This is a genomic window from Streptomyces aurantiaciflavus (assembly GCF_049808595.1).
In the GTDB taxonomy this organism is placed as follows: Bacteria; Actinomycetota; Actinomycetes; order Streptomycetales; family Streptomycetaceae; genus Streptomyces.
Genome location: NZ_JBNCAQ010000031.1, coordinates 101,673 through 122,037, shown reverse-complemented (window position 1 = coordinate 122,037; position 20,365 = coordinate 101,673). Strand labels below are relative to the sequence as shown.

Here is a 20,365-nt window from a genome sequence, read left to right as displayed (position 1 = left end):
CCTGTCGCCGTCCTCACACCCGCAGACGCACCCGTGCCGGACTGTCGCCGCCCGCGGTGACGGTGGCCTCGCCGATCCTGTCGTCCGGTGTGCGGCACTGGACGGTGTAGGCGCCCTCGCCGCGCACGGAGAGGGTGAAGCTGCCGTCGGCCGCGGAGAGCGCGGCGATGTCGGGGTAGGGCTCCGGGCCGGCGGTGAGATACACGCTGGCGTCCGGGACGGGCGTGCCCGCCGTGTCCTCCACGATCCCGGTGATCAGGTGCGCGGGCTGGTCGCGGTGGGGCACCTCACGCCTTCCAGGCGACCAGGTTGTCGTAGACGGGCTGGGTGATCCTCGTCCCGGAGTTGACGCTCGCCCCGCCGTAGGCGTGCACGGCGATGCCGTAGCGGCTTCCGTTGATGACGCGGTACACGGCGCTGCCGCTCTGCCCGCCGGCGGTGTCGATGTCGTAGTACACCTTCAGCGGGTTCACCGAACTGACGCCGCGCGCGTCGTACCACTGGGTGCCGGGAGGCTTGTCGCCCGGGTAGCCGGAGATGTTGCCGGTGGTCTTGAGCAGATCGGCGTCCGGCCACGCCCCGAACCCGAACCAGCCGGTGGTGGAGCCCAGTTCCGTGGGAATGATGATCGCGCCGTAGTCGTAGTTCTCGTCGCCCGAGGCGGTCCAGCCTCTCACCGAGCGGAAGTTGGTGCTGGTGACGGAGCCGAAGGGCAGCGACGGGCCGTTGCGGCCGGGCATGACCTGGATGCTCTGGACCCAGCCGTGGTCGGGGTGACCGGGGTGGTTGATGAACACCACGTGGCCGGCGGTCACGAGCGTGTGCGGCCCGATGAACCAGGCGGTCCCGATGTACCGGTCGCCGTTCGCCGCGGTGATGAGCAGGGACGCGTGCACGCGCCACGGGTAGTCCGCCGTGTTCGTGATCTGGACTCTGTCGTCCGGTCCGTGCACGGTCTCGGCCGCGGGCCGGGGCGGGCCGAACGACGCCACGCCGATGTCGGGCAGTTCCGCGGTCGGCGGGGTCCACACCTCGGTCGACATCCTGTCGTACTCGGGACGCACATAGCCCTCGACCTGTTCCAGGCCGTTGGAGCCCGTCTGTACCGCCTGTACCGCAGTGCCCTCGACGCCCTCGGACGGGGGCTGGAAGAGCGCCTGTTCCGCGGCCAGGGCGACCTGTTCCTCGGGCTGGTTGGACACAGAGGTGTGCTGATCGCGTGTCATGTCCTCAAGGCCTTCCTGCAGAGGCCGGCGCCGCGATCCACCGGCGACAGCCGGCCGAACGTCCAGGGATGGACTGTTGAAGAGGGGACGGAATGGGGTGGGCCGAGTTGACGGCACCACCGTTTCATGCCGCCTTTGTCACGATACGTCCGTCCGGGTGGTGCCGCACCAGCGGGCTTCAGGCGATGGCGCCCGCGGTCACCACCAACTCCGGGGCGGTGCCGTGGAACGTGCCGATCAGCTGCGCCAGCACCGCCCAGGCCTCCTCCCGGTCGCCCAAGTGCTGCTGTACGAGCGGCCGGAGGCTGTCCTCGGCCTCACCGATCCGTGCCGGGAACATCATCCCGCCCATGGCCAGCACGTCCAGGACGCGCACGGCGGGACCGTGGTCCGTCGCGTACTCGGCGGGGCCGTCGAGCACGCCCGCCTGTCGCACGCGGTGGGTGAACTTGGGGTGCGAGCCGAACTGGGCGCGCAGGGCGGGCGGGCAGTCGGGGCGCACGGACAGCGCCCAGCGCGCGTAACCGGGCAGTGCGCGCTCGGCGTCCGCCTCGGTGACCGTCCGCCAGTCGGCCGGGGTGAGGACCATGGACGCGGCCGCGCGCCCGGCGGCCATGCTGGTCGCCTCGCGCAGAGCGCCCACGAGGCCGTGGTGGACGTAGGCGTCGGGGATCTCGGGCTCCTCGACCGGCAGCCGGCGGTCCACCGGGACGGGTTCCGTGCGGCCGGGGCCGAACGGGATCCCGCGGGCGAGGGCCCGGCGCAGACCGGCGTCGAGGCCGATGTAGCGCCACACCACGGCGTTCAGTTCCGGGTCGTCCTCCTGCAGGATCCACAGCGCCAGGGAGGACGGCACGTTCGACGGCCAGGCCCACACCTGGTTCAGCCTGCGCCGCCTCACCCTGGGGTCCTCGGTCGCGGGCCGGGGCAGGCCGATGCGCCGCCGGATCCGTCCGGCGGCTTCCTCGTCGGTCAGACCGAGAAGGAAACCGACCGCCTGCTGGACCGTGTGGCTGTAGTGCATGGCGGCATGATGCCGCAGGCGGCGGACGGCCCGCACCGGGAAATCGGTTCCCTGTGCGAGCCGCCCGCGGGGTGAGGCGAAGGCGCGTCAGTTGCCGGCCCGCGCCGCCATCCGTGCCTTGCGTGCCGCCAGCTTCTCGTCGAACTTGAGGGCCTCCGCGTCCAGGCCGCCCATGAACAGGCCCAGTTCCTCCTGCGCCTTCAGCCCCTCGGGGCCGAGACCGTCGATCTCCAGGACCTTCAGGAAGCGCAGCACGGGCTGGAGGACGTCGTCGTGGTGGATGCGCAGGTTGTAGACCTCGCCGATCGCCATCTGCGCCGCGGCGCGCTCGAAGCCGGGGATGCCGTGGCCGGGCATCCGGAAGTTCACGACGACGTCCCGCACGGCCTGCATGGTGAGGTCGGGCGCGATCTCGAAGGCCGCCTTGAGCAGGTTGCGGTAGAAGACCATGTGCAGGTTCTCGTCGGTGGCGATGCGCGACAGCATGCGGTCGCAGACCGGGTCGCCGGACTGGTGGCCGGTGTTGCGGTGCGAGATGCGGGTCGCCAGCTCCTGGAAGGCGACGTAGGCGACCGAGTGCAGCATCGAGTGCCGGTTGTCCGACTCGAAGCCCTCGCTCATGTGGGCCATGCGGAACTGCTCCAGCTTGTCCGGGTCCACCGCGCGCGAGGCGAGCAGGTAGTCCCGCATGACGATGCCGTGCCGGCCCTCCTCCGCGGTCCAGCGGTGCACCCAGGTGCCCCAGGCGCCGTCCCGGCCGAAGAGCGAGGCGATCTCGTGGTGGTAGCTGGGGAGGTTGTCCTCGGTCAGCAGGTTCACGACGAGGGCGATCCGGCCGATCTCGGTGACCTTGGACTGCTCCTTGTCCCAGGCCTCGCCGTCCTCGAAGAGGCCGGGGAAGTTGCGCGCGTCGCTCCACGGCACGTACTCGTGCGGCATCCAGTCCTTGGCGACCTTCAGATGCCGGTTCAGCTCCTTCTCGACCACTTCCTCCAGGGCGTACAGCAGCCGGGCGTCGGTCCAGACGGAGGGGCTGCCGAGGTGAGGGGAAGCGATCGTCACGGATACTCCAGGGGACGTGATGCACAGCGGAAAGCGTCCGGCGGGCGGTGCCGGAACTTACGGGATCGTAGGCTACGAATCCGTAGGTTACGAACCCGTAGGTTAAGGGTGTCGTAAAGACCGCTGATCAGCCCGCGTCCCAACGGCTGACAACGGAGCCCGCCGGGCATCCGGAACAGCCCCGGGATCCGCAGGTCCCGGGGCTGGAAACGGCGATCGGCTCAGCCGTTCAGGCGTAGAGCTCGCGCAGGCGCACCGAGAGGCATGTCACACAGCCCTCGAGCTTCTCGAACTCGCTGATGTCGACCACCACGGGCTCGTACCCGAGGTCGGCGAGCAGCTCCGCCGTCTTCGGCGCGCTCGCCGCCATCAGCACCTTGGGGCCGCCCAGCAGCACCACATGGGCGCCGGCCTCCTCGGGCACCGACAGGAAACGGGGGAACAGCGACGGGCGGTCCACCTTCGGGATGTGCCCGATCACCGTGCCGTCGGGCAGCGCCGTGACCGCCGACTTCAGATGCAGCACCTTGCTCACCGGTACGGCCACGACCCGCGCCCCCAGCGGTTCGAAGGCCTCCCGCACCTGCTGGACGCCGGCCGCGTTGGTCCGGCCGCCCCGGCCGACGTAGACGGTGTCGCCGACCTTCAGCACGTCGCCGCCGTCCAGCGTGCCCGGCTCCCAGATCCAGTTCACCGAACAGCCCAGGCGCGCCACGGCCTCCTCGACGCCGGCGGTCTCCGCACGCCGGGACTCGGCGCCGGGCCGTGCGATCAGGGCGACGTTCCGGTACATCACGACCGTGTCCTCGACGAACACGGAGTCGGGGCAGTCGTCGGCCGGGTCGACCTCGACGGTCTCCCATCCGTGCGTCCGCAACGCCTCGACGTACGCCTCCCACTGTTCCTCGGCGAGGCCCACGTCGACCTTCTCCCGCTCGAGGTGCGTCACCAGACCTTCGGCGAGGCGCGGGCCGGGGCGGCGGATGAGGGCTTTCTTGCTGGGCACGTCCAGGTCTCCGAATCGGCGGTGGCTCAGGTCCTGCCCGGCGGATCGTGCCGCAGGCGCCGGGTACGGCACGCACATCTGCCGCATCGTCGTCGGTTGTCGACGCCTGTCACCCTCGACTCCGCTCGAGCGGAGGGACCCCCATCGCGTCGACGCCCTCCTCCGACGCCTTGCAGCTGCCCGCACCATACCCGGCTCACCCGCGCGGATCAGCGACCGTCGCTTCTCTGCGACCCGATCCGCCGGACAGGCCCTGACCGGCGCCCCTGACAGGCGCCGATCAGCCATCATGCAGCGCCGCTCGACGAGGACAAAACCCCGGCCGTCAGGCTGTGCCTGTCCTGAGACACACGGCGCGGACCGCCGTAGGGCCTGTTGCGGAGGCCTAGGGCGTGTTAAGTCCCGTCTGCCCGGCGACGCCTGGCACGCACGCTCGCCGCGTTGTCGTGCTCCCCCCGCACCACCAGTATCGGGGCGACCCTCCGCCTTGCGATCGCACGCACCAGACGCCGCCGGGCCTGCCCTTCGGGCAGACGACGCTACTTTCGAAACACGCCCTGGACCGGTTCCGTCACCTCCTCCGCCGACGTCTCCCGCAGTCGCCCGTCCAGCAGCAGCCAGCGGGTGATGCCGATCGACTCCAGGAACGGCAGGTCGTGGCTGGCCACGATCAGCGCCCCCTCGTAGGACTCCAGAGCCGTGGTGAGCTGGCGCACGCTCGCCATGTCGAGGTTGTTCGTCGGCTCGTCCAGCATCAGCAGCTGGGGCGCCGGCTCGGCCAGCATCAGCGCCGCCAGGGCCGCCCGGAACCGCTCCCCGCCGGACAGCGTCGCCGCCTGCTGGTCCGCGCGGGCGCCGCGGAACAGGAAGCGGGCCAGGCGGGCCCGGATCCGGTTGTTGGTGGCGCCCGGCGCGAACCGGGCCACGTTCTCGGCGACCGTCAGCTCGCCGTCGAGGACGTCCAGCCGCTGCGGCAGGAAACGCAGCGGCACGTGCGCGCGTGCCTCGCCCGCCACCGGCGCCAGCTCCCCGGCGATCGTGCGCAGCAGCGTCGTCTTGCCCGCGCCGTTGCGCCCGACCAGGGCGACCCGCTCGGGCCCGCGCAGGTCGAAACCGCCCTCCACGCGCGCGCCGTACGCGAGTTGGACATCCTGGAGGGTGAGGACGTCACGGCCCGGCGGTACGGCCGTGTACGGCAGGTCGACGCGGATCTCGTCGTCGTCCCGTACGGCCTCCACCGCCTCGTCGAGGCGCTCCTTGGCCTCGGCGAGCCTCTCCTCGTGCAGGATGCGGTGCTTGCCCGCCGAGACCTGGGCCGAGCGTCTCTTCAGCTTCATCACGGCCCGGGGCTCGCGCTTGTTCTCGTACATCTTGTTGGCGTAGCGGGTCCGCGCGGCCAACTTCGTGTGGGCCTCGACGAGTTCGCGTTTCTGCTTCTTCAGGTCGGCCTCGGCGACCCGCACCATCCGCTCGGCGGCCTCCTGTTCGGTGGTGAGTGCCTCCTCGTAGGCGGAAAAGGCGCCGCCGTACCAGGTCACCTCGCCGGAGCGCAGGTCGGCGATCTGGTCGACCAGCTCCAGGAGTTCGCGGTCGTGACTGACGACGACCATCACGCCCGGCCAGGAGGCGACGGCCGCGTAGAGCCGTCGACGGGCGTACAGGTCGAGGTTGTTGGTGGGTTCGTCGAGCAGCAGGACGTCCGGCCGGCGCAGCAGCAGCGCGGCCAGGCGCAGCAGCACCGACTCACCGCCCGACACCTCGCCGATGGTGCGGTCCAGGCCGATGTGGCCGAGCCCGAGTTCCCCGAGGGTGGCGAGGGCGCGCTCCTCGACGTCCCAGTCGTCGCCGACCGTCTCGAAGTGCTCCTCGGACACGTCGCCGGCCTCGATCGCGTGCAGGGCGGCCCGCTGCGCGGCGATGCCGAGGACCTGGTCGACCCGGAGTGTGGTGTCGAGCGTGACGTTCTGGGGGAGATGGCCGACCTCGCCCGCGACGCGTACGACGCCGTCGGCGGGGGTCAGTTCGCCGGCGATCAGCTTCAACAGGGTGGACTTGCCGGAGCCGTTGACGCCGACGAGCCCGGTCCGGCCGGGGCCGAAGGCGATGTCGATTCCCTCGAAGACGGAGGTGCCGTCCGGCCAGGCGAAGGAGAGGGAGGAACAGGTGATCGAAATTGACAAGCGGGCCTCGCGGTTGCGTGTGCGGTCAGGGGCAACGCGTATCGAGACACCGGAAGGCGGCGACCACCGCGGGAGCGGGGGAGCGGGGGACCGGAAGAGAACCCGGAGGAACCCGGAGGAACCAGGGGGAGAGGCCCTGCCCGCAGGGACGGCTCGAACGCCGAGGTCGCACGCGGCACCCACACCTGACAGGTGTGGCGCGGTGTCTCAGACCTCAGACGAGCAACGTCCTACTCCAATCGGCGGCAACAGAAGCGTTCTACACCGTAGGAGCGGGTCGGAGGGCTGTCAACGGATTAATCGCGCCGGGTCAGGCGTCCCGCATCAGCTCCGCCAGGTCGTGGTCGAGGTCGAGCTGGAGGTGCTCCAGGCCGGTGGGCACCAGATCGCTCGTGGCCTGCAGGAAGCGCCGGATGTCCGCCGAGTGGACGTGCACGATCGCGGTGCCCTCGGGGGCGTGGAACTCCAGCACCGTGCGGTCGAAGCCGTACGGGCGGACGCGGACGTCGCCGTGTCCCTCGGCGTCGTGCAGACCGGCGGCGAGCAGGTCGCGGGCGAAGGTCCAGCAGACCTCCACGCCCTCCAGGGTGGCCGGGGCCGGGAAGGTCATGCGGACGGCGAAGGGATCGCGCCGGTCGTAGTGCAGCGTGGCGGGGATGCTCTGCATCCGAGGCGCGGCGGCGACCAGGCGGGCCTCAACGGGCTGCTCGATGACGGTGGACAACGCCTTGCTCCCTTGTGACGGCGAAACGAACTTCCGGGCGGTGGGGGCCGGACACTGGAAGAGACGCCGGAACCGGCCGATCCGTGCACACGGGATCCGAGTGACCTCGGTCACCGCCTTCATGCACGGGAGTGACTCACCTCTCCTCCCGTGCCCCGTAGGGCGGTTGAGGCGCTCGGGGTCCTCTGGACGGCACCCCCGCCGTGGACTAGCTTCGCCCGCCATGAGGCCCTTGGGGAACAGGCGACGCACGGTACGAACGGCACGGGCGGGACGCGCAGGGCGGAGGGCGGCCGCCGCGGCGGCCTGCGCGGCGGCGCTGGCCGTCCTGACCGCCGCCCCCGCCCAGGCACAGGCGCACGGCCCCGCGTCGGCGCGGACGCACGGCGCTGCGTGGGCGCTGAAGGACACCGGCACCCCCTCCGTCCGCTTCCGCGGCCTGGCGGCGGTCGACCGGAACACCGCCTGGGTGGCGGGCACCCAGGGCACTGTGCTGCGCACCACCGACGGCGGGACCACCTGGCGAAACGTCTCACCCCCCGGCGCCGCCGAGCTGCAGTTCCGGGACGTCGAGGCCTTCGACGCGCGGCGCGCCGTGGTGCTCGCCATCGGCGAGGGCGAGGCCTCGCGCGTGTACCGCACCGACGACGGCGGCGCGACCTGGACGGAGTCCTTCCGCAACACCGACGCCCGGGCCTTCTACGACTGCCTCACCTTCTTCGACCGCCGCCACGGCCTCGCGATGAGCGACCCCGTGGACGGCAGGTTCCGCATCCTGTCGACCAGCGACGGCGGCCGCTCCTGGAAGGTCCTGCCGAACACGGGCATGCCGCCCGCCCTGGAGGGCGAGGCGGGCTTCGCCGCCAGTGGCCAGTGCCTGGTCTCCACCGGCTCCCGGGACGTCTGGCTGGCCACCGGCGGCGCCGCACGCGCACGCGTGCTGCACTCCTCCGACCGCGGACTGACCTGGACGGCCACCGACTCCCCGATCCCGGCGGGCGATCCCGCGCGCGGGGTCTTCGCCCTCGCCTTCCGCGACCGCGCCCACGGCCTCGCCGTCGGCGGCGACTACCGTCCCGACCAGCCCTCTCCGCGGGCCGCCGCCGTGACCGGCGACGCGGGCCGGACCTGGCGGCCCAGCGCCACGCCCCCGCCCGCCTACCGCTCCGGCGTCGCCTGGCTGCCGCACAGCCGCACCGCCGCCCTCGCGGTCGGCCCCACCGGCACCGACCTGACCACCGACGCCGGCCGCACCTGGCGCACGGTCGACACCGGCTCGTACGACACCGTCGACTGCACCCCCGACCTCGGGTGCTGGGCCGCGGGCGAACAGGGGCGGGTCGCACGGCTGGAGAGGTGAGCCCGCTCAGTGCGCCGTTTCGGGGTACCCGTTCCGCGACGGCGAAAGGAGTGAGCGCACATGCCACGCGGTTCCAGCCCCAAGCGGGAGCGCCAGTACGAGCACATCAAGAAGAGCGCGCAGGACCGGGGAGAGAGCACCGAGCGGGCGCAGGAGATCGCGGCCCGGACGGTGAACAAGGAACGCGCCCGGTCCGGCGAGTCGAAGACCGCAAGCCGCACGTCCACGCAGGACATGTCGTCCGGCAAGCGGGGCGGGCAGCGGTCCGGCAAGGGCTCTCAGGGGCCCACCTACGACCAGCTGTACGAGGAGGCCAAGCGCCGCAACATCCACGGCCGTTCGGACATGAACAAGAGCCAGCTGCAGCGGGCCCTGGGCAAGAGCTGACGCGGCCGCTCCGGAACAAGATCGCGGGCCGGCCCTCCGGAGCCGTACGCTCGTCCTCACCATGACGACCGTAAGCGTTCCGGCGGGCTGGCCCGCGACCGAGGAGGAGGCCCGCGCCGTCCAGGACGAACTGCGGGCGGCAGTGGTGCTCGACGAGCCGGGACCACCGCCCGGCACGGGCCGTGTGACGGGGGTCGACGTCGCCTACGACGACGAACTCGACGTCGTCGCCGCCGCGGCCGTCGTCCTGGACGCGGCGAGCCTCGACGTCGTCGGCGAGGCCACCGCCGTCGGGCGGATCTCCTTCCCGTACGTGCCCGGTCTGCTCGCCTTCCGCGAGATCCCCACCGTGCTCGCCGCCCTGGACGCCCTGCCCTGCCCGCCCGGTCTGGTCGTCTGCGACGGCTACGGCCTCGCCCATCCCCGTCGCTTCGGTCTCGCCAGCCACCTCGGGGTCCTCACCGGTCTGCCCACGATCGGCGTCGCCAAGAACCCCTTCACCTTCACGTACGACGAGCCGGACACCCCGCGCGGATCCGTCTCGCCGCTGCTGGCGGGCAGCGACGAGGTGGGCCGTGCCCTGCGGACCCGGACGGGCGTCAAGCCGGTCTTCGTGTCCGTCGGCCACCGCGTGACCCTGGACAACGCCTGCGCCCACACCCTCGCCCTCGCCCCCGAGTTCCGCCTGCCGGAGTCGACGCGCAGGGCGGACGCGCTGTGCCGCAGGGCGCTCAAGGACGCGACGACGCGCCGCTGACCGACCTCCGCGGTACCGGGAGTCGCGGCCCACGCAACCGTCGCCGGGTTCCCGCGCACCGCCGGAGGTGCCCGGCCCGGTACCGCAGGACGCCGTAAGACGCGTCCTCGCTCAAGTACGTCCCTGAGTACGTCGTCTGAGTACCTGTACGGATGTGGGCCCCGGCCGCCGCCCGGCAGGCTGACCCGCATGACGACACACCGTGCCCCGAAGCCCCTCGCCGACCCCGACCGGCCCGTCGAGCGCGCCGTGAACGCCGCGCTGGTCCTCGCCGTCCTGGCGGGACTGGGCTGGATCGTCGGGATGATCTACACGCTGGTGCAGTGGCCGATCTGAGGGCGTGCCGAAGGGCCGGTCAGCGGCTCGCGGCCACCCGGAAGCGGATGCCCGCCGCGCGCAGCCGGTCGATGAGCGCGTCGCCCATCGCCACCGCCGTCGTGACCTGGCCGGCCGTCTCCGGGAGGTCGTCGAAGGCCAGGGACAGCGCCGCCTCGGCGAACATCTTCGCCGTCTCGTCATAGCCGGGGTCGCCGCCCGAGACCTCGGTGAACACGCGCCGGCCGCCGCCCTCGCCCACGAACCGGACGGAGAACCAACTGCGCGCCCGCTTCTCGGCGCTCGGCCCGTCCCCGGGCTTCAGCCGGTCCGACAGCCAGTGCCGGGCGGGCGGCAGCTGGGCCGCCGCGAACAGCGCGCCGACGGCCGCGGTACCGCCCAGGGCGACGGGCAGCCGCCGTACGGCCGCGTAGTGCCGGTAGCGGAAGTCGGGGCCGTAGCGCTCCAGTGACTTCGCCGACCGGCGCACGATCTGCGGGTCGATCGTCGGCAGCGGCAGCGCCCACGCGCCGACCTCCGGGGCGAACCGTGGCGTGCCCAGCGCAGCGGTGGCCCGGCGGCCCATCAGCCGCGGCTCGTGCCGGTGCCGCTCGCGCGCCGCGGCCACCATCTGCCGGCCACGCGCGAACTGGTTGAGCGCGGAGGCGAAGGTGCCGCCCGAGAAGGTGGCGTCGGCGGTCACGAAGCCGTCCACGGTCAGGGGCACGCCCTCCGGCAGCTGCCGGACGGTGAAATACGCGCCGAGGTCGTGCGGGACCGAGTCGAACCCGCAGGCGTGCACCAGGCGGGCTCCCGTTTCCCGCGCGCGTGCGTCGTGCCGGACGTACACCAGGTCCACGAACTCCGGCTCACCCGTGAGGTCGACGTAGTCGGTGCCGGCGTCCGCGCAGGCGGCCGCCAGGTCCTCGCCGTACGTCACGTAGGGGCCCACCGTCGTCGCCACCACGCGCGCGTGCTCGGCGAGGGCGCGCAGCGAGGCGGGGTCCGACACGTCCGCCCGCAGCACGCCGGGCTCCGCGCCGCCGGGGAGCCGGTCGCGCAGCCGCCTGAGCCGGATCTCGTCGCGGCCGGCGATCGCCCAGCGCAGGTCCTCGGGCGCGTGGGCCGCGAGGTACTCCGCGGTGAGCGCCCCGACGAAGCCCGTGGCTCCGAAGAGCACGATGTCGTAGGGACGGTCCGTCCTTTTCAGCCTGCTCATGACACCCCTTGGTCGTGCAGCCCGCGCCGCTGTCGGTGGCTGAGGCTAGCGTGAGGAGTGCGGAGCCCGACGACGAGCCCGGAGGCAGCAGGTGGCCGTACCCAGGAACACCCTGAAAAAGTGGGAGAAGGTGCGCGAGTTCGCGCTCGGCCTGCCGGGCGCGACCGAGGAGTTCCCCTGGGGCGAGACCGTCGCCGAGGTCGACAAGAAGGTGTTCGTCTTCCTCGGCGTGGACGGCGGCGGTCACCCGCTGGGCGTCACGGTCGAGCTCAGGGACGACACGGCGCACGCCCACGCGCCGGCCTCCCCGGGCGTCGAATCCGCCGGGTACGGCCTCGGCAGGGCCGGCTGGGTGAGCGTCCCGCCGGAGCGGCAGGGCGCCCCCACGGCGGAGCTGCTGTGCGACTGGGTGGAGGAGAGCTACCGCACGATCGCACCCAGGCGGCTCATGGCGGAGCTGGACGCCCGCTGACCTCCGGGGGAAACTGGCTAAGCGCTTGCTCGCCCCGCTCTTGTCTCCGTGGGAGGGCGTTCCTAGCATCACTGGTGTTACATCGGTTGTGTCACAGCAAGGGGGCTGGATGACAACGGCAGGCACCGCTGCCACCGCAGGGCACGGCCCGCTCGCCGGTGTGCGCGTCGTCGAACTCGCCGGCATCGGGCCCGGCCCCTTCGCGGGCATGCTCCTCGCCGACCTCGGCGCCGACGTCGTCCGCGTGGACCGCCCCGGCGGCTCCTCCCTCGCGATCGACCCGGACCACGACGTCACCAACCGCAACAAGCGCTCGGTGATCGTCGACCTCAAGTCACCGGACGGCCCGGCGCGCTTGCTCGACCTCGCCGCCCGCGCCGACGTGCTGATCGAGGGCTACCGCCCCGGCGTCGCCGAGCGCCTCGGCGTCGGCCCCGAGGCCTGCCACGCCCGCAACCCCCGTCTGGTCTACGGCCGTATGACCGGCTGGGGCCAGGACGGCCCCCTCGCCCACCGCGCCGGCCACGACGTCGCCTACATCGCCCTCACCGGCACCCTCGGCATGATCGGCGCCCCGGACACGCCCCCGGCCGTCCCCGCCAACCTCCTGGGCGACTACGCGGGCGGCTCCCTCTACCTCGTCGTCGGCGTCCTCGCAGCCCTCCACCACGCGCGCGTGACGGGCATCGGCCAGGTCGTCGACGCCGCCATCGTCGACGGCGCCGCCCACCTCACCGCGATGATCCACGGCATGCTCGCCGCCGGCGGCTGGCAGGACCGCCGCGCCGCCAACCTCCTCGACGGCGGCTGCCCGTACTACGGCACCTACGAGACCGCCGACGGGAAGTACATGGCCGTGGGCGCCCTCGAGCCGCAGTTCTACGACGAGTTCGTACGTCTTCTCGGCGTCGAGGACTTCGCGGACGCCCGCAAGGACCCGACCCGCTGGGGAGAGCTGCGCGAGGCGGTCGCCGCCCGGTTCACGTCCCGCACCAGGGACGAGTGGACGGCCGTCTTCGAGGGCTCCGACGCGTGCGTGGCGCCCGTGCTGTCGCTGCGCGAGGCCCCGCACCACCCGCACCTCGCCGCCCGCGGCACCTTCACCGACCACGGCGGCATCACCCAGCCCGCCCCCGCCCCCCGCTTCTCCGCGACCCCCACCGCCGTCCGCAGCGCTCCCGCGCGACCCGGCGCCGGGACGGCGGACGTCGCGCGGGACTGGGACATACCCCGGCTCGCGACAGACCTCCCGCACCAGGGCGACTGACCCCGCTCGGCCCACCCTCCCGAAAGGCCCACCAGTGAGCACCGAAGCGTACGTGTACGACGCGATCCGCACCCCGCGCGGGCGTGGCAAGGCGAACGGCGTCCTGCACGGAACCAAGCCCATCGACCTCGTCGTCGGCCTCATCCATGAGCTGCGCGACCGCTTCCCGTCCCTCGACCCGGCCGCGATCGACGACATCGTCCTCGGCGTCGTCGGCCCCGTCGGCGACCAGGGGTCCGACATCGCGCGGATCGCCGCGATCGCCGCCGGCCTGCCGGACACGGTGGCGGGCGTGCAGGAGAACCGCTTCTGTGCGTCGGGCCTGGAGGCCGTCAACCTGGCCGCCGTCAAGGTCCGTTCCGGCTGGGAGGACCTCGTCCTCGCGGGCGGCGTGGAGTCGATGTCCCGGGTGCCGATGGCCTCCGACGGCGGCGCCTGGTTCAACGACCCGATGACCAACCTCGCCGTGAACTTCGTGCCGCAGGGCATCGGCGCCGACCTGATCGCCACCGTCGAGGGCTTCTCCCGGCGCGACGTCGACGAGTACGCGGCCCTGTCCCAGGAACGGGCGGCCACGGCGTGGAAGGAGGGCCGCTTCGACCGCTCGGTCGTCCCGGTGAAGGACCGCAACGGCCTCGTCGTCCTCGACCACGACGAGCACATGCGCCCGGGTACCACGGCCGACTCCCTCGCCAAGCTGAAGCCCTCCTTCGCCGACATCGGCGACCTGGGCGGCTTCGACGCCGTGGCGCTGCAGAAGTACCACTGGGTGGAGAAGATCGACCACGTCCACCACGCGGGCAACTCCTCCGGCATCGTCGACGGCGCCTCCCTCGTCGCGATCGGCTCGAAGGAGGTCGGGGAGCGCTACGGCCTCGCCCCCCGCGCGCGGATCGTCTCCGCCGCCGTCTCCGGCTCCGAGCCCACCATCATGCTCACCGGACCCGCCCCCGCCACCCGCAAGGCCCTCGCCAAGGCCGGCCTCACCATCGACGACATCGACCTCGTCGAGATCAACGAGGCCTTCGCGGCGGTCGTCCTGCGCTTCGTGAAGGACATGGGCCTGTCCCTGGACAAGGTCAACGTCAACGGCGGCGCCATCGCCCTCGGCCACCCCCTCGGCGCCACCGGCGCGATGATCCTCGGCTCGCTCGTCGACGAACTGGAGCGCCAGGACAAGCGCTACGGCCTCGCCACGCTCTGCGTGGGCGGCGGCATGGGCATCGCCACGATCGTCGAACGCGTCTGAACACCCCGGCGGAACCCACAGACTTCTACGGAGACCCTGTCATGACACAGAGCACCACCATCCGCTGGGAACAGGACCGCACCGGCCTCGTCACCCTCGTCCTCGACGACCCCGGCCAGTCCGCGAACACCATGAACCAGGCGTTCCGCGAGTCCCTCGCGGTGATCACCGACCGCCTGGAGGCCGAGAAGGACACCATCCGGGGCGTCATCATCACCTCCGCCAAGAAGACCTTCTTCGCCGGCGGCGACCTGCGCGACCTCATCCGCGTCACCCCCGACACCGCACAGGAGCTGTTCGACGGCGGCCTGGAGATCAAGCGCAACCTCCGCCGCATCGAGACCCTCGGCAAGCCGGTCGTCGCCGCGATCAACGGCGCCGCCCTGGGCGGCGGCTACGAACTCGCCCTCGCCTGCCACCACCGGATCGCCCTCGACGCCCCCGGCTCCAAGATCGGCTGCCCCGAGGTCACCCTCGGCCTGCTCCCCGGAGGCGGCGGCGTCGTGCGCACCGTACGCCTGCTGGGCATCACCGACGCGCTCCTGAAGGTCCTCCTCCAGGGCACCCAGTACAGCCCGCGGCGCGCCCTGGAGAACGGCCTGATCCACGAGGTCGCCGCCACCCCCGAGGAACTCCTCGCCAAGGCCCGCGCCTTCGTCGACGCGAACCCGCAGTCGCAGCAGCCCTGGGACAGGCCGGGCTACCGGATCCCGGGCGGGACTCCGTCGAACCCCAAGTTCGCGGCGAACCTCCCGGCCTTCCCGGCCACCCTGCGCAAGCAGACCAGCGGCGCCCCCTACCCGGCCCCGCGCAACATCCTCGCCGCGGCCGTCGAGGGCGCCCAGGTCGACTTCGAGACGGCGCAGGTCATCGAGGCCCGCTACTTCGTGGAGCTGGCGGCCGGCCAGACCTCGAAGAACATGATCCAGGCCTTCTTCTTCGACCTCCAGGCCGTCAACTCCGGCGCCAACCGCCCCCAGGGCATCGAGCCCCGCCAGGTCCGCAGGGTCGCCGTCCTCGGCGCCGGGATGATGGGCGCCGGCATCGCCTACTCGTGCGCCCGCGCGGGCATCGACGTCGTCCTCAAGGACGTCTCGCCGGAAGCGGCCGTCAAGGGCAAGGGCTACTCCGAGAAGCTGTGCGCGAAGGCCGTCTCCCGGGGCCGTACCAGCCAGGAGAAGGCGGACGCGCTGCTCGCCCGGATCACCCCCACCGCGGACCCGCAGGACCTGGCCGGCTGTGACGCCGTCATCGAGGCCGTGTTCGAGGACACTTCCCTCAAGCACAAGGTCTTCCAGGAGATCCAGCACGTCGTCGCGCCGGACGCCCTGCTGTGCTCCAACACCTCCACCCTGCCCATCACCGCCCTCGCCGAAGGCGTGGAGCGGCAGGCCGACTTCATCGGGCTGCACTTCTTCTCGCCCGTCGACAAGATGCCGCTCGTCGAGATCATCAAGGGCGAGCGCACCGGCGACGAGGCGCTCGCGCGCGCCTTCGACCTGGTCCGGCAGATCAAGAAGACGCCGATCGTCGTCAACGACTCGCGCGGCTTCTTCACCTCCCGGGTGATCGGCCACTTCATCAACGAGGGCGTCGCCATGGTCGGTGAGGGCATCGAGCCCGCGTCCGTCGAGCAGGCGGCGGCCCAGGCGGGCTACCCGGCCAAGGTGCTGTCCCTGATGGACGAACTGACGCTCACCCTGCCCCGCAAGATCCGGGCCGAGTCGAAGCGGGCCGTCGAGGAGGCCGGCGGCACCTGGCCCGGGCACCCCGCCGAGGCCGTCATCGACCGCATGGTCGACGAGTTCGGCCGCACCGGCCGCAGCGGCGGCGCCGGCTTCTACGACTACGTCGACGGCAGGCGGGCGGGCCTGTGGCCGGGCCTGCGCGAGCACTTCACGCGCGCGGGCGCCGAAATCCCCTTCGAGGACATGCAGGAACGCATGCTCTTCGCCGAGGCCCTCGACACCGTCCGGCTCCTCGAGGAGGGAGTGCTGACCTCCGTGGCCGACGCCAACATCGGCTCCCTCTTCGGCATCGGCTTCCCCGGCTGGACCGGCGGCGTGCTGCAGTACATCAACGGTTACCAGGGTGGGCTGCCCGGATTCGTGGCCCGCGCGCGTGAACTCGCCGAACGCTACGGCGACCGCTTCACCCCGCCGGCGCTGCTGGTGGAGAAGGCGGAGCGGGGGGAGACCTTCACGGACGGGCGCTGAGACGGTTGCCGGCGGGCGGGTCAGCCGGACCCGCCCGCCTCCGGCTCCGTCGGCCACTGCCGCAGCTCCTCCCGCAGCGACCGCTGGAAGGTCGTCAGCAGCGCCTGCACCACCAGCGGATGCATCTGCGCGGTCAGCGACTTCACGTCCTGCGCGTCACGCTCCGCGACGGCCTCCCGCAACAGCCGCGACAGCTCGTGCGCCGCCGCGCGCGCGTGCTCGATCAGCGTGGTGCGCGCCGCCAGGATCACCTCCTGCGACAGCGGCACGTCGAGCAGCCGGACCCCGAGCGGCAGCAGACCGCGGTCGACACGGTAGGAGCCGACCGCGCCCTCGACACCCTCGGCGCCCGCGCCGGCCGGCGGTCCCTCGACGACGTCCATCGCCACCAGCCGCTCCACGTCCTCCTCGCTCAGCGTCCGCCCCGCCCGCTGCTGGAGCTCCTCCCGGGTCACCGTCTCCACCGTGTCCGGCGCCCAGGAGGCCACCACCGCGCGGTGGACGGCGAGGTCGTGCGCGTCGAGACCGGGCGGCAGCCGGTCCAGGTAGCGCTCGATGGCGGCCAGCGTCATGCCCTGCCGCTGCAGCTCCTCGATCAGCGCGAGGAGCGCGAGGTGCTCCGGTCCGTAGCGCCCCACCCGGCGCGGACCGATGACCGGCGGGGGCAGCAGTCCCCGGGTGCTGTAGAAGCGCACCGTCCGGACCGTGACACCGGCCCGGGCGGCCAGCTCGTCGACCGTGAGGGCCGGCTCCTCGGTCTCGATCGTCATACGCAGCAGTATCACTGGCACACCAGTGCTGTGAAACCCGTGGCGCCGCGGTGAGGACCTTGTGAGAAGTAACGCTCTGTGACGCGAGCCATCGCATGGTCGCCGGCCCTCTGGGAAGCTGCCCCTCGGTCTGTGCCCCTACCCGGGAGCCGCGGGCCGTGACCGTACGGACACCCGCGCGCACAACGCCCGGGCGCACCAGAGAGTGGAACCACCCGTGAGCAAGGACACCGTGCACACGGCCGACATCGCCGCCCCTTCCCGGGCGAGCGCGCTGCCCGCCGACGCGGGCGACGCCGGCTACAGCAAGGACCTCAAGCACCGCCACGTCAACATGATCGCCATCGGCGGCGCGATCGGCACCGGCCTCTTCCTGGGCGCCGGAGGGCGCCTCCACGACGCGGGCCCGGCGCTCGCCCTCGCCTACCTGGTCTGCGGCGTCTTCGCCTTCTTCGTCGTCCGGGCCCTCGGTGAGCTGGTCCTGTACCGCCCCTCCTCGGGCTCCTTCGTCTCGTACGCGCGCGAGTTCCTCGGCGAGAAGGGCGCCTACGTCGCCGGCTGGATGTACTTCCTGAACTGGTCGACCACCGGCATCGCCGACATCACCGCCATCGCGCTGTACACCCACTACTGGAGCATGTTCACGAGCATCCCCCAGTGGGTGCTGGCGCTGATCGCGCTCGCCGTGGTGCTGGCCGTGAACCTCATCTCGGTGAAGATCTTCGGCGAGATGGAGTTCTGGTTCGCGATCGTCAAGGTCGCCACCCTCGTCGCCTTCATGTGCGTCGGCATCTTCCTGCTCGCCACCCAGCACGACGTGGGCGGGCAGACGCCCGGCCTGAGCGTGATCACGGACCACGGCGGCGTCTTCCCGCACGGCCTGATGCCCGTCGTCCTCGTCATGCAGGGCGTGATCTTCGCGTACGCCGCCCTGGAGCTCGTCGGCGTGGCCGCGGGCGAGACCGCCGAGCCGGAGAAGGTCGTCCCGCGCGCGGTGAACTCGATCATGTGGCGCGTCGGCCTCTTCTACGTCGGCTCCGTCGTCCTCCTCGCCGTGCTGCTGCCCGGCTCGGTCTACTCCGCCGACGAGAGCCCCTTCGTCACCGTCCTGTCGAAGATCGGCGTCTCCGGCGCCGGCGACGTGATGAACCTCGTCGTCCTCACCGCCGCGATGTCGTCCCTGAACTCCGGCCTGTACTCCACCGGCCGCATCCTGCGCTCCATGGCCATGGCGGGCTCGGCCCCCAGGTTCACCGCCCGCATGAACCGCAGCCAGGTCCCCTACGGCGGCATCCTCCTCACCTGCGCGGTGTGCGTCCTCGGCGTCGGCCTGAACTTCCTGATGCCGGACCAGGCCTTCGAGATCGTGCTGAACGTCGCCTCCCTCGGCATCATCAGCACCTGGGTGATCATCATGATCTGCCACCTGGTCTTCGTCCGCCGCGCCAAGGCCGGACTGCTCGCCCGTCCTTCCTTCCGCCTCCCCGGCAGCCCGGCCACGGAGATCGTCACGATCGCCTTCCTGCTCGCCGTGCTGGGCCTGATATGGAACGACCCCGAGGTCGGCCGCAAGACCCTCCTGCTCGTCCCGGTCGTCGCGGCCGCGCTCGTCGGCGGCTGGTTCGCGATCCGTCGACGGGTGGCCGATGCGGCCGGGCGGGAACTCGCCGATCTCACGAAGTAGCAGGCCAGGGCGGTTGTCAGTGGCATCGCCTACGGTGGCGTCATGTCGGAGATCACTTATGTCCGGGGTGACGCCACCGTGCCGTCGGTCAAGGGCGTCAAGGTGATCGCCCATGTCTGCAACGACATCGGGGGATGGGGGAAGGGCTTCGTCGTGGCGCTCTCGCGCCGCTGGCCGCAGCCGGAGGCGGCCTACCGCGCCTGGCACCGCGACCGCGCGTCCAACGACTTCGGTCTGGGCGCGGTCCAGCTCGTCCAGGTCGAGCCGTACGTGTGGGTCGCCAACATGGTCGGCCAGCGCGGCATCCGGACGGGCAGCAAGGGCGTTCCCGTCCGCTACGAGGCGATCGACGCGGCACTGGCCCGCCTGGCCGACAGGGCCGCCGCACTCGACGCGTCCGTGCACCTGCCCCGGATAGGCTGCGGCCTGGCCGGCGGCAAGTGGTCCCGGATCGAACCGCTGATCACCGAGCGGCTGGTGAAGCGGGGGATCGCGGTGACGGTATACGACCACGGGGAGGGGTAGCGCGGTGAACCGCGACATCGATGTGCTGGTCCTGGGCGGGGCGGGCGTGGACACCGTCGTGTACGTGCCGGAGCTGCCGCTCCCGTACGCCGACAGCTACATGATCGACAGCGGCGTCCGCGCCCGCGCGGGGCAGACCGGGGACTTCGTGGCCCTCGGACTGAGCGCCCTCGGCCTGCGCACTCACCACCTCGACTTCCTCGGCGACGACCCCGAGGGCGACCTGGTCCGCGCCCTGCACCGGGAGAAGGGCATCGCGCTCACCGCGATCCCGCAGCCCGCCGGCACCAAGCGCGCGGTCAACCTGGTCGGCCCGGACGGACGGCGACTGTCCCTGTACGACACGAGCCGCGCGCATCCGGACGACCGGTTCCCGGAGGACACCCTGCGGGCCCTGGCCGCGACCAGCCGCCACGCGCACGTGTCCCTCACCCACCCCTGCGCCCCCGCGTTGCCCGCGCTGCGCGAGGCCGGCGTCACCGTCTCCACCGATCTGCACAACTGGGACGGCCGCAACCCGTACCACGAGGCCTTCGCGTTCGCCGCGGACGTCGTCTTCCTCTCCGCGGCGGCCCTCACGGACCCCGAGGCGACCATGCGCCGCATCGCCGGACGGGGCCGCGCCGAGGTCGTCGTCGCCACCGCCGGCGCACAGGGCGCGTACCTGCTGGCCGACGGTGAGCTGACCCGTGTTCCGGCGGTGGCGCTCCCCGCCCCGGTGGTGGACTCCAACGGGGCGGGAGACGCCTTCGCGGCCGCCTTCCTCTACGGCCGACTCACCGGCGAACCACCGCTCACCTGCGCCCTCTACGGCGCGGTGGCCGGGGCGTACGCCTGCACGGTGCCGTCCACGGAGACGGACGCGATCGGCCGGGACGACCTCCTGGCCCGGACGGCCCGGGGAGCCCCCGCCCCCTGAGCC

At 72.1% G+C, this 20,365-nt stretch carries 20 protein-coding genes; 11 read left to right on the top strand and 9 right to left on the bottom strand.

The genetic code is table 11. From position 1 onward, the window contains the following. Positions 1 to 13 precede the first annotated feature (13 nt). The 7 genes from ACPT94_RS31390 to ssgD all read right to left on the bottom strand — a co-directional run bounded on the left by ACPT94_RS31390 (position 14) and on the right by ssgD (position 7,222). Entirely contained in the window at positions 14 to 286 is a 273-nt protein-coding gene (locus tag ACPT94_RS31390) for a carboxypeptidase-like regulatory domain-containing protein (RefSeq protein WP_360341092.1), read from the bottom strand. Position 287: 1 nt separating this feature from the next. Further along, a complete protein-coding gene (locus ACPT94_RS31385; protein WP_360341089.1) occupies positions 288 to 1,226 on the bottom strand; it encodes a trypsin-like serine peptidase in 939 nt (312 codons plus the stop codon). A gap of 178 nt (positions 1,227 to 1,404) precedes the next feature. Beyond that, on the bottom strand, positions 1,405 to 2,250 hold the full coding sequence (locus ACPT94_RS31380) for a hypothetical protein (RefSeq protein ID WP_425247376.1): 846 nt from the start codon (positions 2,248 to 2,250) through the stop codon (positions 1,405 to 1,407). 87 nt (positions 2,251 to 2,337) lie between these two features. Further along, positions 2,338 to 3,312, bottom strand: a complete 975-nt coding sequence (locus ACPT94_RS31375) for an acyl-ACP desaturase (protein WP_360341083.1) — start codon at positions 3,310 to 3,312, stop codon at positions 2,338 to 2,340. Positions 3,313 to 3,541: 229 nt separating this feature from the next. Then, positions 3,542 to 4,318 carry a dimethylargininase gene (ddaH, locus tag ACPT94_RS31370; protein ID WP_360341080.1) on the bottom strand — a complete coding sequence of 259 codons (777 nt, stop codon included), beginning with the start codon at positions 4,316 to 4,318 and terminating at the stop codon, positions 3,542 to 3,544. A 539-nt stretch (positions 4,319 to 4,857) separates the two neighbouring features. After that, a complete protein-coding gene (locus ACPT94_RS31365) occupies positions 4,858 to 6,498 on the bottom strand; it encodes an ABC-F family ATP-binding cassette domain-containing protein (protein WP_425247375.1) in 1,641 nt (546 codons plus the stop codon). A 310-nt stretch (positions 6,499 to 6,808) separates the two neighbouring features. Further along, positions 6,809 to 7,222: a spore wall synthesis regulator SsgD gene (gene ssgD / locus ACPT94_RS31360; protein WP_360341074.1), complete on the bottom strand. Its 414-nt coding sequence runs from the start codon at positions 7,220 to 7,222 to the stop codon at positions 6,809 to 6,811. Positions 7,223 to 7,445: 223 nt separating this feature from the next. Between ssgD and ACPT94_RS31355 the strand changes: the two genes are divergently transcribed. The 4 genes from ACPT94_RS31355 (at position 7,446) to mmpA (ending at position 10,062) form a co-directional block, all read left to right on the top strand. After that, positions 7,446 to 8,582, top strand: a complete 1,137-nt coding sequence (locus ACPT94_RS31355) for a WD40/YVTN/BNR-like repeat-containing protein (protein WP_425247374.1) — start codon at positions 7,446 to 7,448, stop codon at positions 8,580 to 8,582. A gap of 60 nt (positions 8,583 to 8,642) precedes the next feature. Beyond that, entirely contained in the window at positions 8,643 to 8,969 is a 327-nt protein-coding gene (locus tag ACPT94_RS31350) for a plasmid stabilization protein (RefSeq protein ID WP_360341068.1), read from the top strand. 61 nt (positions 8,970 to 9,030) lie between these two features. Then, entirely contained in the window at positions 9,031 to 9,726 is a 696-nt protein-coding gene (locus tag ACPT94_RS31345) for an endonuclease V (protein ID WP_425247373.1), read from the top strand. A gap of 189 nt (positions 9,727 to 9,915) precedes the next feature. After that, positions 9,916 to 10,062 (top strand): morphogenic membrane protein MmpA, encoded by a 147-nt coding sequence (gene mmpA / locus ACPT94_RS31340; protein WP_189932885.1) that lies wholly within the window; start codon positions 9,916 to 9,918, stop codon positions 10,060 to 10,062. A gap of 19 nt (positions 10,063 to 10,081) precedes the next feature. On the opposite strand, the gene ACPT94_RS31335 is transcribed toward mmpA, so the two are convergent. Further along, on the bottom strand, positions 10,082 to 11,260 hold the full coding sequence (locus ACPT94_RS31335; protein WP_425247372.1) for a saccharopine dehydrogenase family protein: 1,179 nt from the start codon (positions 11,258 to 11,260) through the stop codon (positions 10,082 to 10,084). Positions 11,261 to 11,351: 91 nt separating this feature from the next. Here ACPT94_RS31335 and ACPT94_RS31330 point away from each other — a divergent pair, with 91 nt between their 5' ends. The 4 genes from ACPT94_RS31330 to ACPT94_RS31315 all read left to right on the top strand — a co-directional run bounded on the left by ACPT94_RS31330 (position 11,352) and on the right by ACPT94_RS31315 (position 16,464). After that, positions 11,352 to 11,732 carry an MmcQ/YjbR family DNA-binding protein gene (locus tag ACPT94_RS31330; protein ID WP_425247371.1) on the top strand — a complete coding sequence of 127 codons (381 nt, stop codon included), beginning with the start codon at positions 11,352 to 11,354 and terminating at the stop codon, positions 11,730 to 11,732. 109 nt (positions 11,733 to 11,841) lie between these two features. Next, on the top strand, positions 11,842 to 12,999 hold the full coding sequence (locus tag ACPT94_RS31325; protein ID WP_425247370.1) for a CaiB/BaiF CoA transferase family protein: 1,158 nt from the start codon (positions 11,842 to 11,844) through the stop codon (positions 12,997 to 12,999). A 34-nt stretch (positions 13,000 to 13,033) separates the two neighbouring features. Beyond that, positions 13,034 to 14,248 carry an acetyl-CoA C-acetyltransferase gene (locus ACPT94_RS31320; protein WP_425247369.1) on the top strand — a complete coding sequence of 405 codons (1,215 nt, stop codon included), beginning with the start codon at positions 13,034 to 13,036 and terminating at the stop codon, positions 14,246 to 14,248. A 41-nt stretch (positions 14,249 to 14,289) separates the two neighbouring features. Next, positions 14,290 to 16,464, top strand: coding sequence for a 3-hydroxyacyl-CoA dehydrogenase NAD-binding domain-containing protein (locus ACPT94_RS31315; RefSeq protein ID WP_425247368.1), 2,175 nt, complete (start codon positions 14,290 to 14,292; stop codon positions 16,462 to 16,464). Between the two features lie 20 nt (positions 16,465 to 16,484). Here ACPT94_RS31315 and ACPT94_RS31310 read toward each other — a convergent pair whose 3' ends face one another. Beyond that, positions 16,485 to 17,234, bottom strand: coding sequence for a MerR family transcriptional regulator (locus ACPT94_RS31310; protein WP_425247367.1), 750 nt, complete (start codon positions 17,232 to 17,234; stop codon positions 16,485 to 16,487). Between the two features lie 217 nt (positions 17,235 to 17,451). Between ACPT94_RS31310 and ACPT94_RS31305 the strand changes: the two genes are divergently transcribed. The 3 genes from ACPT94_RS31305 to ACPT94_RS31295 are packed head-to-tail and all read left to right on the top strand — an operon-like array spanning position 17,452 to position 20,362. Further along, positions 17,452 to 18,918 (top strand): amino acid permease, encoded by a 1,467-nt coding sequence (locus tag ACPT94_RS31305; RefSeq protein ID WP_425247366.1) that lies wholly within the window; start codon positions 17,452 to 17,454, stop codon positions 18,916 to 18,918. A 42-nt stretch (positions 18,919 to 18,960) separates the two neighbouring features. Then, positions 18,961 to 19,443, top strand: coding sequence for a macro domain-containing protein (locus ACPT94_RS31300; RefSeq protein WP_360341043.1), 483 nt, complete (start codon positions 18,961 to 18,963; stop codon positions 19,441 to 19,443). Between the two features lie 4 nt (positions 19,444 to 19,447). Beyond that, positions 19,448 to 20,362: a PfkB family carbohydrate kinase gene (locus tag ACPT94_RS31295; protein WP_360341040.1), complete on the top strand. Its 915-nt coding sequence runs from the start codon at positions 19,448 to 19,450 to the stop codon at positions 20,360 to 20,362. Positions 20,363 to 20,365: the final 3 nt, after the last annotated feature.